At 36.5% G+C, this 13,290-nt stretch carries 16 protein-coding genes and 1 pseudogene; 6 read left to right on the plus strand and 11 right to left on the minus strand.

Translation table 11 applies throughout. From position 1 onward, the window contains the following. Positions 1–19: 19 nt before the first annotated feature. Positions 20–490: a GNAT family N-acetyltransferase gene (locus tag ACTNDN_RS10610; protein WP_235252559.1), complete on the plus strand. Its 471-nt coding sequence runs from the start codon at positions 20–22 to the stop codon at positions 488–490. 47 nt (positions 491–537) lie between these two features. Here ACTNDN_RS10610 and ACTNDN_RS10615 read toward each other — a convergent pair whose 3' ends face one another. The 7 genes from ACTNDN_RS10615 to ACTNDN_RS10645 form a co-directional block, all read right to left on the minus strand. Continuing rightward, a complete protein-coding gene (locus ACTNDN_RS10615; protein WP_109768673.1) occupies positions 538–1,032 on the minus strand; it encodes a GNAT family N-acetyltransferase in 495 nt (164 codons plus the stop codon). Next, entirely contained in the window at positions 1,016–1,150 is a 135-nt protein-coding gene (locus tag ACTNDN_RS10620; RefSeq protein ID WP_268817950.1) for a hypothetical protein, read from the minus strand. Before ACTNDN_RS10620 ends, ACTNDN_RS10615 begins: the two co-directional genes overlap by 17 nt. A 32-nt stretch (positions 1,151–1,182) precedes the next feature. Further along, positions 1,183–2,049: a permease gene (locus ACTNDN_RS10625; RefSeq protein WP_109768674.1), complete on the minus strand. Its 867-nt coding sequence runs from the start codon at positions 2,047–2,049 to the stop codon at positions 1,183–1,185. 90 nt (positions 2,050–2,139) lie between these two features. Further along, the gene (locus ACTNDN_RS10630) at positions 2,140–2,586 is read right to left on the minus strand and encodes a MarR family winged helix-turn-helix transcriptional regulator (RefSeq protein ID WP_251627894.1); all 447 of its coding nucleotides are present in this window, start codon (positions 2,584–2,586) and stop codon (positions 2,140–2,142) included. A gap of 106 nt (positions 2,587–2,692) precedes the next feature. Beyond that, positions 2,693–3,166 carry a GNAT family N-acetyltransferase gene (locus ACTNDN_RS10635; RefSeq protein ID WP_109768689.1) on the minus strand — a complete coding sequence of 158 codons (474 nt, stop codon included), beginning with the start codon at positions 3,164–3,166 and terminating at the stop codon, positions 2,693–2,695. A 19-nt stretch (positions 3,167–3,185) separates the two neighbouring features. Further along, positions 3,186–3,671 carry a GNAT family N-acetyltransferase gene (locus ACTNDN_RS10640; RefSeq protein WP_109768676.1) on the minus strand — a complete coding sequence of 162 codons (486 nt, stop codon included), beginning with the start codon at positions 3,669–3,671 and terminating at the stop codon, positions 3,186–3,188. Beyond that, complete coding sequence (locus ACTNDN_RS10645) at positions 3,668–4,174, minus strand: GNAT family N-acetyltransferase (protein ID WP_109768677.1); 507 nt, start codon at positions 4,172–4,174, stop codon at positions 3,668–3,670. Before ACTNDN_RS10645 ends, ACTNDN_RS10640 begins: the two co-directional genes overlap by 4 nt. Before the next feature lie 178 nt (positions 4,175–4,352). On the opposite strand from ACTNDN_RS10645, the gene ACTNDN_RS10650 reads away from it, so the two are divergent. Then, complete coding sequence (locus ACTNDN_RS10650) at positions 4,353–5,510, plus strand: class I SAM-dependent methyltransferase (protein ID WP_109768678.1); 1,158 nt, start codon at positions 4,353–4,355, stop codon at positions 5,508–5,510. 48 nt (positions 5,511–5,558) lie between these two features. Here the strand turns inward: ACTNDN_RS10650 and ACTNDN_RS10655 are convergent, their stop codons facing one another. Beyond that, complete coding sequence (locus ACTNDN_RS10655; RefSeq protein WP_109768679.1) at positions 5,559–6,467, minus strand: NAD(P)/FAD-dependent oxidoreductase; 909 nt, start codon at positions 6,465–6,467, stop codon at positions 5,559–5,561. Positions 6,468–6,625: 158 nt separating this feature from the next. Between ACTNDN_RS10655 and ACTNDN_RS10660 the strand changes: the two genes are divergently transcribed. Continuing rightward, the gene (locus tag ACTNDN_RS10660) at positions 6,626–7,159 is read left to right on the plus strand and encodes a sigma-70 family RNA polymerase sigma factor (RefSeq protein WP_109768680.1); all 534 of its coding nucleotides are present in this window, start codon (positions 6,626–6,628) and stop codon (positions 7,157–7,159) included. Beyond that, entirely contained in the window at positions 7,143–8,270 is a 1,128-nt protein-coding gene (locus ACTNDN_RS10665) for a hypothetical protein (RefSeq protein WP_109768681.1), read from the plus strand. Before ACTNDN_RS10660 ends, ACTNDN_RS10665 begins: the two co-directional genes overlap by 17 nt. A 445-nt stretch (positions 8,271–8,715) precedes the next feature. Here the strand turns inward: ACTNDN_RS10665 and tnpB are convergent, their stop codons facing one another. Further along, positions 8,716–9,897 (minus strand): IS200/IS605 family element RNA-guided endonuclease TnpB, encoded by a 1,182-nt coding sequence (tnpB, locus tag ACTNDN_RS10670; RefSeq protein WP_109768683.1) that lies wholly within the window; start codon positions 9,895–9,897, stop codon positions 8,716–8,718. Between the two features lie 144 nt (positions 9,898–10,041). Between tnpB and ACTNDN_RS10675 the strand changes: the two genes are divergently transcribed. Further along, the gene (locus ACTNDN_RS10675; protein WP_109768684.1) at positions 10,042–10,590 is read left to right on the plus strand and encodes an SDR family NAD(P)-dependent oxidoreductase; all 549 of its coding nucleotides are present in this window, start codon (positions 10,042–10,044) and stop codon (positions 10,588–10,590) included. A gap of 90 nt (positions 10,591–10,680) precedes the next feature. On the opposite strand, the gene ACTNDN_RS10680 is transcribed toward ACTNDN_RS10675, so the two are convergent. Further along, positions 10,681–11,238 carry a DNA-3-methyladenine glycosylase I gene (locus ACTNDN_RS10680; protein ID WP_109768685.1) on the minus strand — a complete coding sequence of 186 codons (558 nt, stop codon included), beginning with the start codon at positions 11,236–11,238 and terminating at the stop codon, positions 10,681–10,683. A 196-nt stretch (positions 11,239–11,434) separates the two neighbouring features. On the opposite strand from ACTNDN_RS10680, the gene ACTNDN_RS10685 reads away from it, so the two are divergent. Beyond that, complete coding sequence (locus ACTNDN_RS10685; RefSeq protein ID WP_109768686.1) at positions 11,435–12,361, plus strand: sigma-70 family RNA polymerase sigma factor; 927 nt, start codon at positions 11,435–11,437, stop codon at positions 12,359–12,361. A gap of 52 nt (positions 12,362–12,413) precedes the next feature. Here ACTNDN_RS10685 and ACTNDN_RS10690 read toward each other — a convergent pair. Then, a pseudogene (locus ACTNDN_RS10690) lies at positions 12,414–13,156 on the minus strand (SDR family oxidoreductase). Positions 13,157–13,290 lie beyond the last annotated feature (134 nt).

Consider the following 13,290-nt stretch of genomic DNA (forward strand, 5'->3'; position numbering starts at 1 on the left):
ATTAGAAAGGATTGATGGGATGAAAATTATTATCGATCATGTTACCTCAAAAGAAGTCATTGCTTTATTGGAAGATCACTTACATAGCATGACCCTCCACTCCCCTCCTGAAAGCATACATGCATTAGATGTGGAAGGATTGAGAAAACCAGAAGTAACCTTTTGGAGTGCATGGGAGGACGGGGAGCTAACCGGCTGCGGTGCATTAAAAGAACTAGATAACAAGCACGGCGAAATAAAGTCTATGAAGACATCTCCTCATCATTTGCGTAAAGGCGTAGCAAAAAAGCTACTTCTCCATATTATCGCCGAAGCCAAAAATCGCGGCTATAGCCGATTAAGTTTAGAGACAGGTTCCATGGATGCTTTCCTGCCTGCCAAAAGACTATATGAAAGATTAGGATTTGAGTATTGCGGGCCATTTTCGGATTATGAGGAAGATCCGAATAGTGTGTTTATGACGTTGAATTTAGAGCAGCCTTCCGTATAATCTGAAAGAGTCGAGAAGGTAACCTTCCTCCTTCTCGGCTTAAAAAGTCAATATTTCGTACTTCTTCTTTCCATCAATACAACATCTCTCCACTCACCGTCTAGCTTTCCAATTTTCTCACGAATCCCAACACTTCTGAATCCGCAGCTTTTATGAAGCTGGATACTCGCAATATTTTCTGGAAAAATACCTGATTGCAGTGTCCAGTAGCCATTTGATTCAGAATGTTCAATTAATTCATCTAATAAGAATTTCCCATAACCTTTGTGATGATAATCAGGATGTAAATAAACGCTATGCTCCCCAACTCCTTGATACACACAGCGATTCGATACTTTACTGATAGCAGCCCAACCAATCACTCTATTCGCCTCTTCATCTATTAAAACAAAACTGGTAGACAGATCTTTACTACTGCTCCATTTCTCCCAATCTGGAACATCAGTCTCAAAAGTGGCTTGTCTAGATTGAATACCCAATCTATAGATAGCTGCTATCTCTGTCCAATGCGCTTTCAAAATCTTCTCAAGCTTTACGCTCATCCTTTCTCTCCTCCTTTCCCTCGCAGCAGCCCTCTTGCTTTTCTCCTACTTCTTCTATCATAATGTTACAGCAATCATTTTTCTGCTCTTTTTTGAATATTTTTTTCAAAATGTTCATGATAAATCATTCCTCCTACGAATTGGTTTCCCTTATATAAAATAAAACAAAAAGCCTGAAATCGTGGACATCGAGAAAACGGATAATACAAACGCAAACACTAATTTTCGCTTAAAAATGCTATTTAATAAGCTTAACTCCGGGAGACTTGCTCCTGCTGAGCTAATCATCATTGCCATTACCGGTCCAAGTGCCATCCCTTTGGCAATCAGAATTTGAGAAATCGGAATCATTGAAGATAACCGAATATATAAAGGAATACCGATAATTGCAGCAATCGGAATCAGCCACCAATTCTCTCCGCCTAAGTAGGTTGCAACAAACTCTGTCGGCACGATTCCTCCTATCACCGCTCCAATACCTGCCCCTATTAACAAAAAGGGATAAACAGTTTTCATTAAGGTTAAAATTTCTGAAACCGTGTTTTTTAAGCTAAATCTCTTCTCTGCTTGAAGATCATTTTTTATAATGACATTTTTCACTTCTTTTTCGAACCCCCATCTCTCTAGTGCAAAGCCAAGGATAATCGAAAGAATCGTCGTGATTACTGTATAATAGAGAGCTACTTCCCATCCCATTAGAACAACCATCACGGTAAGGATAGTTGGATCTAGAACTGGGGAAGTGAATAGAAAAATCATAACGGTGCTAAAACGGATTTTATTTTTCAATAAATTCACCACAACCGGTATGGTAGAACAGGAACAAAAAGGGGTGATAAAAGCAAAAACAACTGCAATAAGCGCACTAACAATGGGTGGGGTCTTTTTCATCCATATCTCCACTTTGTCATAGCGAACAAAGCCTTGTAGCAAGTTAACAACAAAAGATACAACCACAAAAAGAACAGTTAATTCCATTACTAACCATGCGAAGTTTTTCAGCACTTCGTACCACATCTAACATCCCTCCTTTTACTTGTAAAATACAAGCATTATACACAGGCTATATTAGGAAATATATCTAACACAGCCACTTTATTTTCCTCATTACTTAACTGGATGACAGCACATATTGCTTTTTGCCATGGAACTATTCAATAACTTTAGCGAACGAATGACGGTTTCTTTTTCAAAGTCTGACATAAAAGAGAGAACTTCCTCTAAATATTGATTCATTTGCGTATCAATAGAAGTCGCAATTGCTTTTCCTTGTGTTGTTAATTGGAGTACATATACTCTTTTATCTGTCATGGATTGCTGCTTATTCACTAATTCCATTTTTGCTAAAGATTGAATTTGCCTACTAAAGGTTGTAATGTCCATTCCAAGAAGCTCTGCTATTTCTTGCATTGACGGATTACTTCTCTTATCAATTTCATATAAAATATGACTTTGGACAAGCGATATTTCTGTTTTTCCAACAGAACAACAATTTTTATCAAGCACACCGAATCTTCTCATGGTAATTTGTAAAATCTCACGGAGATTTTCCATCCTAGCTCCTCCTTCCTTTGTTAAAATATTGAAGCTACTTTCATTATACGTTATTATTTGCATTTTGCAACTATTATTTTTTACTGTTCTTTAAGAACAGTCCTATCTATACTTTCCGATTGAAAATAATTAGTTCTCCTTTCCTTCCCATCACTCTTCTTCTAGTATCCTCAAACCCTGCTTTCTGATAAACATATTGCGCTCTGGTGTTTTTCACATTAACAGCCAAAATTACTTCTTTTTTTGCTGGATAATATTTTTTCACAAAAGGGATTAATAGCTCCACAGATTTCCTTCCTACCCCTTGTCCCTGAAAAGAATGCTGGATAGAATAAGCCCGCATTAGAATAGCCTCTTTATTCTCACTATATGCCTTTACTCCCTCCCATCCATGTAGGACAAAGAAACCAGCAACCGCACCATCCTTTAAAATGACGATAGGATGACGATTTTCTTCTGTTATACATTTTTCTAAAGCATCAAGCGGCATACTAGTATAGTATAACTGCTCCTCCGATAAAAAATATTCTTCTAGTTCCTGCTTATATTTTTCTTGATAAAGTTCCAATGTTATAGCCAAATTAATCACCTCAGCGTCATTATTTTATAGAAAGCGTCTTAACAAGCACCACTTCATCTCTAATAGGAATACCATGGTTCCCAAGCAAAGGTATTTCTGGTTTGATCTTTCTAGCTTCCTTTACTGCGTCCACTAACAATTCCGATAAGTAATAGCCTCTTTTTTGGTAAAACTTTAATGCTAGTACATTATCATTTGTGGTAATTATTTTGACCTGATTGCATGGAACTTGTTTGGCTGATTGTTCAACCGTGCGTAAAAGATTTGTCCCTACGCCTTTTCCTTCCTCTATACTGTCTAAAGAGATAATTTCACACTCTGTATCTCTTAATATATAGGTTATTAAACCAATCATTTCTCCTTCTATATTCCAGGCAATAAATCCATCTAAAGCACTGCAATCATAAATACCTGTAGAAAGTACCATTTCCGCGCTTCCCCAATGAGATTGGAAAAATGATCGTACATTTTCACGGTTCGTTTCGGTAATAGCGGTAATATTCATATTAATTCCTTCTCCATACAAAGATATTTTTGATGTCCAACAGGCTTAGAGACAAAGATAACCTCCCCCTTTTCTACATATCCATGCTTTTTATATAACTTAAGAGCTTGAGGGTTTCCGGAAAATGTATCTAATCGGATGCTATCATATTCATTTAAAAGAGCGTATTCTTCCATACGCTTGACCATTATTGCCCCTATTCCTTTACCTTGGTAACTGGGGTCAATCATGAGAGAGTGAATAATCAAAGGATTATTTCCAATCCATCGAATGGTCTTCCACTCCTCTGTTTGCCATTCATTTAATACCACATGTCCTACAATCTTATCTTCTTCTAATAAAACGAATAGCATTTTATTTTCTATGCATTCTTGAAAATAGTCCACATTTGGATAGTGTTCGTCCCATTGAAAGATATTTTTTTTGATTAGATTTTCTTTGCACTTTACATATATCCTATTAATTTCTGCTAACCTATTGGCTTCTGCCTTTATAAATTCCATTTAATTCACCTCTTTTTCGTTTATACTGCCTATTTCCATCTTACCATTCTCCCTCTTGCAAGGAATGATTTTTTCCTCAAAATATCCACCTATTATTCCATTTGAGCATATTGACCACATATTTCATGAAATAGAGGTAAAATTATACATAAACAATGGGGATTAAGGGGTGAATGGTGTGTTCGAGAAAACCATATATAAATCTATTTTAAGCAATTCCTTCACCATTCCAGTTAAGGTTACTTATTGGGATGGTAAATCAGCTGTCTATGGTAACGGCGATCCTGCAATAGAACTTATTTTCAATAAGCCTATTCGTATGAAAGATATTTACAATAATGCTTCATTAGCTTTAGGAGAAGCGTATATGGATGGAAAAATAGAAATAAAAGGCAGTTTAGAGGATTTAATTGCCTCTGCCTATGAAAATGCATCCAGCTTTATGCAAAGTAATAAATTTAGAAAATTTCTTCCCAAACAGTCCCATACTAAAACAAAAAGTAAAGAAGATGTCCAAAATCATTACGATATTGGCAATGATTTTTATAAAATTTGGCTAGATCGTTCCATGACTTATTCCTGTGCCTATTTCCAAACTCCTGAAGATACATTAGAAACTGCACAGCAAAATAAGGTTGATCATATTTTAAAAAAATTAAATCCAGCTCCTGGCCAACATTTATTAGATATTGGCTGTGGGTGGGGAAATCTTATTTTTACCGCTGTAAAAGACTATCAAGTTAAGGCAACCGGCATCACCTTAAGTCAAGAACAGTATGACTATGTGATGAAAATGGCAAAAGAAAAAGGATTATCAGAAAGCATAACCGTCTATTTAATGGATTATCGTGATTTAAAGGATAAGACATTTGATCGCATCACTAGTGTGGGGATGTTTGAACACGTAGGCAAAGAGAATCTACAAGCATACTTCCAGCAGGTTCACCATTTGCTAAAAGAAGATGGAGTAGCCTTGATTCACGGAATATCACGACAGCAAGGTGGCGCAACCAACGCTTGGATCAATAAATATATTTTCCCTGGCGGATATATTCCTGGTGTCTCGGAGCTTGTTAATCATATGACGACAGCAAGTCTACAATTAGTTGATTTAGAAAGTCTTCGCCGCCATTATCAAAAAACATTAGAAATTTGGCATGCTAACTTTATTGCTAATCTAGGGGAAGTTCGGAAAATAAAAGATGAACGTTTTATCCGGATGTGGGACTTATATTTGCAAGCATGTGCCGCTTCCTTTAAAGCAAGCAATATTGATGTTATTCAATATTTACTCGTTAAAAATAGCAGCAACCAGCTGCCAATGACAAGAGGATAGGAAATCATTTCTAATGGAAGCAGGAGGATTCTACTCCCTCCGCTTCTTTTAAAACTGCTCCATTACTAAGTCTGTATTTACTGCCACCCCGGTCCTACTACCGTCTGCAGCAGAAAGGACGACAGTGGATGCGCCTGCTTTTTCTGCTTCTCCTGCCACATAAACATTTTTACAAGTGGTACGACCAAATCCGTCCGTCGCTACAACTCCATTAGGATGAACCTCTAACCCAAGCTGCTCCACAAATTGATTAGATCGATAATAGGAAGGAACGATAAAACCACCTGTTCTCGTAATCCTTTGTCCAGATTTAAACTCGACTTGCTGAAGATAGCCATTTTCCCCTAATAGCCTTTTAATCGGTTCTGTTATGATAGAGATATTTCTTTTCTGAAAATCCTCTGTTATTTTCTCTGAAACTGCCGCTCCATTTGTCGCAATGACTAAATCTTTTGACCAATTATAAACCAGTTTCCCCATATGTAAGACTTGTGCTTCGGTATGGGCAATAACAATTAGCGCTTGATCCCGTAATTCCCATCCATCGCAGTAAGGGCAACTGAACAGACTTTTTCCATAATATAGTCTTGCATTCGGAATTGGGATTACCTCTTGAACACCAGTTGCAATAATAAGCTTTTGCGTTAAGTATTCATCATGATGTTTTGTTTTAACTAGCAGTAGTCCCCTTTCACCTCTAGCCTTCTCAATGTTGGTTACCCTAGCTTTGAAACAAGAAATATTCGTGTATTTCATTAAATCATCCATTCCTAACTCTTTAAACATCTGAGGGCTTATCCCGTCTCTTGTAATAAAACCGTGGGATTCATGGCTAACCCTATTTCTATTTGTCCCATCATCGAATATGGCAATATTTCGCCTTGCTCTCCCTAATATGAGCGCAGCACTCATTCCAGCTGGACCTGCACCGATAATAACGCAATCAAAAATATTCACCTAAAGTACCCCCTCTTCTTCCTCTTTTAATTATATGAAGAGGTTAGTAAATATAGTGCTAGAATTAATTTATATAAAATGGTTCAAAAATCCTTAAATAAAGAAACCGTTTTTCTATTTGTTTTGTCTAAATCAATAGATAGAAAGGGGAGGGGAATTTGGAGAAGCAAGAAAGAGATAAATTGCTTACAAACGCGATGGATACCTATGGTCATTATTTAACCCGACTTGCTTTTGCTCTCGTGAAAGACAAACAAAAAGCCGAGGATATTGTGCAGGAGGTGTTTATCCGTTATTACTTAAATCTCGATCAATTTGAAGGTAGATCCAGCATTAAAACATATTTATACCGGATAACTGTAAATGAATGCAGAAATTATTTTAAAAGCTGGGCTTTTCGAAAAATAGAAGTTTCCAAGCTTGCTAGTATATTTCTTATTGATAAAGAATCACCAGAAGATGCTTATTTAAAGCAAGAAAACAAATCGTATATTGCTGCCATACTTAATAGACTTCCAATAAAATATAAGGAAGTAATTTGGCTATATTATTATGCAGAATTATCGGTAAAAGAAATTAGTGATATATTAAATTGTTCCAGCAACACAGTTAAAACTAGATTAGCAAGAGGACGAAAAAAAGTGCAATTAACAATTAGCGAGGAGGAGATGAAACATGTCAAAAAATATTAAACAATTATTAGATGAAACAATCCCTAGTGATATAACTCTTTCCAAAGAAAATAAACAAAAAATTTTACAAACTGCCAATACTCACATGAAAAGATCAACTCCTCCTAGAAGAAAATTATTCCGTCCTATATTCAGTACACTCGCCATCATAGGTCTCCTTATTATTTTAATTGGACCTTCTCTATTAAATCGGCTTTCTTCATACGAAACATTTGACACACCATTAGAAAAGATAACCATTCCGAACGTAGATTACTCTTCTTTCATTCGTTCTATTTTTATAAGAAGTACGAATGAATTAATTTTTGCCGATAACAAAATAATCTATTCCTATTCACTTACATCTCACTCACAGCAAGTACTTGTTAAGTCTACGGAAGATATTGATATTTATAAAATGGCCGCGAATGAAAATTGGCTTGTTTGGGGAAAAGGAAATGATGACATTTATATTTTAAATCGAAAAACACAAATGCAGCCCAAACAACTAAACAATGTTATTGGGGATTTACAGCTTAAAGAGAATAGGATGATTTATAGTGATGCTTATGGATATAACTGGATAAACTTAACAACCATGGAGGAAGGCATTATACATGAAAACTTAGGAATTGGAAGAAATAGCAAGGCTGATTTATATGAGAACATCCTTGTTATTCCTGAACAATTCAAAACAAATAACAGCAATGAAACAGTGTTCTATGTCTATGATATTACAACTCTTGAACAGATTGGAAAATATAAAGTTCCTTATAAATCAGCAGAATATGTTACCTTAGTAAACAATAAAATATATGCCGCATTTTCAAATGAAGACGAGAGCCCAACTATTTTAGGCTACATTGATCTCTCTAATGGCAATTTTCATCAAATAAAAACGCCTCCGTTTAATAATTTTGCTATATATAAGGAATTCATTGCATTAAGTGTAAAGAAGAACAACTCCGATACAGTAAAATTATATCAATTACAAGACGATGTCTTAAAGGAACTACCAACTTTTAATAACATTAACGAACGATTAGTCGTTCCACGTTTCACCGACGATGGAACTTTAATCGTAAATGGAGAATCAGCAGATTTTTCCATGTATATACAGGTTGTAGAATGAAGCAGGGGGATGGAAGGAACGGTTCCTTCCATCCCCTCTTTCCAAGAATTAATAAAACTGTCGCTCTCTTTCTATTAAACAATATATTCCCTATAACGATTATAGTCTTCTTCCTACTACTATCGCTTTTTGTCTTTCTTCCATTTATATTCCTCCATTCTGCTTATAAAAAAACACAGGTCTTTGCAGCCTGTGTTTTGAAATAACTGGAAGGAAGAAAATAGAAAATACAAAAGAGAGGACAATTCTCCCCCTTTCCATCCCATTTATAACCGCTAATGAAAGGCTTATTTAAAAATAGGCATACTAATTCCGATTACTCTACACACAGGCAGAGCCTTTAAGTACTATTAAATTAGTTACTTGAACTACTCACCCCTTATTGACCTTACAGTCTGATTGAAGGGGGAGATTCCTACGAACACCAAAGTATCCTTCAGTTATCTTAGTAGGCTACCCCCGCAGTTCCTGCGGTTAGAAGTCTTAACGCTTCCTTTTTGAGATTGATTGCTGCGTTAATATCTCGATTTTCATGATGGGTATGGCATTTTGGACATTCCCATTCACGTAAGCCAAGATTTTTAACAACTTTGTTTTGGTAGCCACAACAGGAGCAAAGCTGACTGGATGGAAAGTTCTTTGCCACTGTCACCACTTGTTTTCCATACCATTTTGCCTTGTATTCCATCATGGTTTTGAATGCTGACCATGATACTTCACTAATGGCTTTAGCAAGGTTGTGATTTTTTAACATATTTGATACGGACAAATCTTCCATCCCGATTATGTCGTGGTTTTTGACAATATCAGTGGAGATTTTGTGCAAGTAATCCTTTCTTGCGTTTGCCATTTTCTCGTGAATGCGGGCCACTTTTCGTTTGACTTTATACCAGTTTGAGCCACCAACGGTTCGTCTGCTCATGATTCGTTGAAATTCAGCTAACTTTTCTTCCAATGTGCGAAAGAATTTAGGGTTAGAGAAAGTTGTACCATCTGAAAGAATAGCAAAATTTTTTAGCCCAACATCTACTCCAATAGCGGAATGTGTTTTAGGTAACTCTATCACTTCCACTTCTGCACAGATGGAAAGGAAGTATTTTCCTGACGGATTGCGTCTAATGGTAGCACTCCGTATCTTGCCTTCGACTTCACGACTTTTGGCAAAGCGAACAAGGCCAAGTTTAGGCAGCTTCATATAGTTACCTTCAACCGCAATATTTCCGTTTGTATGCTTTGTCGTGTAGGATTGCACAGGATTCTTCTTCGATTTAAAGCGTGGGTACTTATTTTGCTTTTTGTAGTATCGTTTAAAAGAATCAGCCAAGTTTTCAACCGATTTCTGCAAAGCAATACTATCCACTTCTTTCAGAAAAGAATAGTGTTTCTTTAATTCTGGAATTGCCTTTACTGTTTCATATTTGTTCAAACATTTTTCTTTCCAATTATTCGTTGAAAGTTGACTATTTTGAACCATTTTTTCAACAATATACCAATAAGCGTCTTTGTCTTTCTGCTTACCTAGAAAGAAATTGTATGTGAACCTCACACAACCAATCGTTTTATTGATGAGTTCCATTTGTTTTTTATTGGGATAGATACGAAACTTATATGCTTTATTAACGATCACTGCGCTCACTCCCCTAACACGAATATATGTTCTTATTTTACTATAAGAGGATGTGTTTTGGCTATCGCAAACCGACATCCATCTCCCTCTTTTTGTTAGGCTAAAGCCCTGCACACAATGGAAGAAGGAGTCTTCTGTCGGAAAATGACGAAAGCATTGCTGCCAGAACTAAAGAAAGCGAATGGTGCAAAAGTTGTCCAGATAACCTCAAGAGCTCATTGGTTCTCTCCTTTTCATTTTGGTGATCCTAACTTTATCGACACCCCCTATGATAAGTGGGTGGCTTATGGGCAATCAAAAACAGCAGTTTCCTTATTGAGTGTTGCGCTTGATGAATTATATAAAAAAGACAATATTCGATCCTTTGCGGTACATCCAGGAAGTATTGTTACAAACCTCTCTCATAATTTAACAGATGAAGAATTGTCGGAAATGGGAGCAATTAATAAGAACGGAGAACGAGGCTACGATAGCTACAATAATGAACACAAAACCATCAAAGAAGGTGCTGCAACCATCGTATGGTGTGCAGTTAGCCAACAACTAGCAGGATATGGTGGCGTTTATTGCGAAAATGGAGACATTGCTCCCATAGCTACAGACGACACCGATAGAATCGGTGTCAAACCATGGGCTATTGATAAAGAAGCTGCTCTTACATTATGGGAAGAAACTCCGCTATTATTTAAGTAATTACAAGGACAGTTGTCTCGCTTCCCTTTATCATATTATGAACAAAAAAGCGAGGGATCAGGAGAATGCCTATCTGGTTCCCTCGCACTCTTAATTCCCATGAAAGGAACAGCTACTAATGTGATCGTTAACTATCCCGATGGCTTGTAGATAGGAATAAATGGTTACAGGGCCGACGAATTTGAAGCCTCTTTTTTTCAAATCTTTACTGACTTTTTTTGAAAGATCGGTTTCTGCAGGAATTTGGCTATCATATTGCCAGTTTGATACGATTGGACTTCCATCTACATAAGCCCATAAAAATTCCGCAAAACTGCCAAACTCTTTTTGTATCTCCATAATTGCTAATGCATTGCTTTTAACCGATTTAATCTTTAACGGATGTTTCACCACTTCCGTATTGGTTCTGATTTTTTCCATATCTAATTCTGTTAAATTTGCACAGTATTCTAAATCAAAATGATGAAAAGCTTGTCTATATGCATCTCGCTTTTTTAACACGATAGACCAAGACAATCCAGCCTGTGCTCCTTCTAACACCAACATTTCAAACAAGTACTGATCATCATGACTTGGCACACACCATTCTTTATCATGATAATCTCGCATCATTTCACTAGAGTTTGCCCATGCACATCTAGTTTCCATATAACCATCCTCTTTTCATTAATATTACTAATAGTATAAATCATTTACCTAGACAACATCATGTCATATTTAGATTCAATCACCTCGCTTCTCCTTTCTTTCGATGATAAAATTAACCAAATAATATACATATCCCGTATAATTCTGCACTACCTAACCGTTATACATGTGAAAGAAGTTAAGGAGGGAAAAAACAATGGAAAAGCATTTTACAAAAATTTTTACCGATGAATCTAGAAAACTATTACATGAATTTGAAGAAATGATTGCATCCCACTCCAAAGCCTTATGGAACTATTGTAAATATATTACAGGGTTTCCATGGGATGGAGAAGACTTATATCAAGATACCATCATTAAATCGTTTGGAATGGCTCCGCAAAGGTGGCATGAGATTACAGATAAAAAGAACTACCTTTTTCGAATTGCAACAAACGCTTGGATTGACCAATGCAGAAAAAGAAAAAGAGAGATTGGAATATTAGATGATATTCAAACTCCCTCCATTGCTTTTTCTGATCATTTACTCTTAGAAGAGATTCTACTTTCCTTGGAATCAAATTTAACGCCGAAACAAACAGCGGCCTTTCTTCTTATCGATGTTTTCCACTTTAGCGCTGAAGAAGTTGCTGGAATTGTAAAAAGTACTCCGGGTGGGGTATATTCTGCTGTTCAACGGGCTAGGAAAAAAATCGCTTCTTTAGACTTTTCTAAATCCGAAATTTATGCTGGAACTAATTCTGCACAGAAAGAAACGATTCAGGCATACTTGCAAGCTTTCAATGAAGGAAATTTAGATAAGATGTTACGCCTATATAGTGATCAAGCTCAATACGAAGCATTCCTTGGCTTCCAAGAATATTCTAAAGACGAAATGCGTAACGGCTCCCTAATCTATGGGTTACCTGGTCATACAGCAGTAGAAAAAATACTATGGGGAAAACCAGTTATTATCGTTTTAGCCGCAACCGACGAAGGATTAAAAATTCATGATATTCAATCACAAGAAATAGAGAATGGCAAAATCGTGAGCCATCAAAGCTACTTCTTTCGAAAAGAATTTATTTTAGCTGCAGCACACGAGCTAGGAATACAAGCCCAATTAGATAAACCAAAATGGTAACAGAGGGACGGTTCACTACCTAAAAGGAAGGGAACCGTCCCTCTAAAAACCATTACGATAACTGGGCAGTCGGTCGTATAATTATTTCATTGATGGATGTATCTTCGGGTTCATCAATCGCAAAGGCAATGGACCTTGCTATACATATGGGTGAAATAGAAATCCCCTCTGTTTTGACACCATTTCCTTAACCTCTCTGGAACTTATTGAATTTGTTAATTCTGTCTTCACAATCCCAGGTGATACGATCGTAGTACGGATGTTTGATTCTGGTGATTCCTCTTGTCGCAACCCTTCCGTAATTGCTCGGACAGCATACTTTGTCCCACTGTATACCGCTGAAGTGGGACTTGTTTGATAACCAGCAACAGAAGAGATATTGATTATATGTCCTCCTTTTTGGTTTCGCATGGTTGGTAAAACAGCAGCAATACCATACAATACACCTTTTATATTAATATCAATCATTCGATCCCATTCATCAACTTTTAATTCCTGCAATTGTGACAACGGCATAACTCCTGCATTATTTATTAGTACATCGATTCTCCCATAATGTTCTAAAGAGAACTTTATTAATTCTTGCATATCTTGAGTAGAAGTGACATCCACTTTAAGAAAAATTGAGTCTCCTCCCTCTTTTTCTATTTCGTTGCATACCTTTTGGAGACGATTTTCTCTTCTCGCCGCAAGAACAATTTTTGCTCCCTTCTTTGCAAGCAATTTTGCTGTAGCTTCCACAATACCGCTAGAAGCTCCTGTTATGATTATAACTTTCGCTTTTGTTTGTTCCATTCCTATCACTCCTATATTTTACTTACATTTCTAATATAAGGAGGAGGCTGGGACAAAACTAAATAACCAATCTTTAAAGACGAACAATCTCTAATTTAGCTCTTAAATAAAGCTACTTTCTCATGATGGTTATC

The organism is Niallia sp. HCP3S3_B10, from assembly GCF_052064465.1.
GTDB classification, from domain to species: domain Bacteria; phylum Bacillota; class Bacilli; order Bacillales; family Cytobacillaceae; genus Niallia; species Niallia hominis.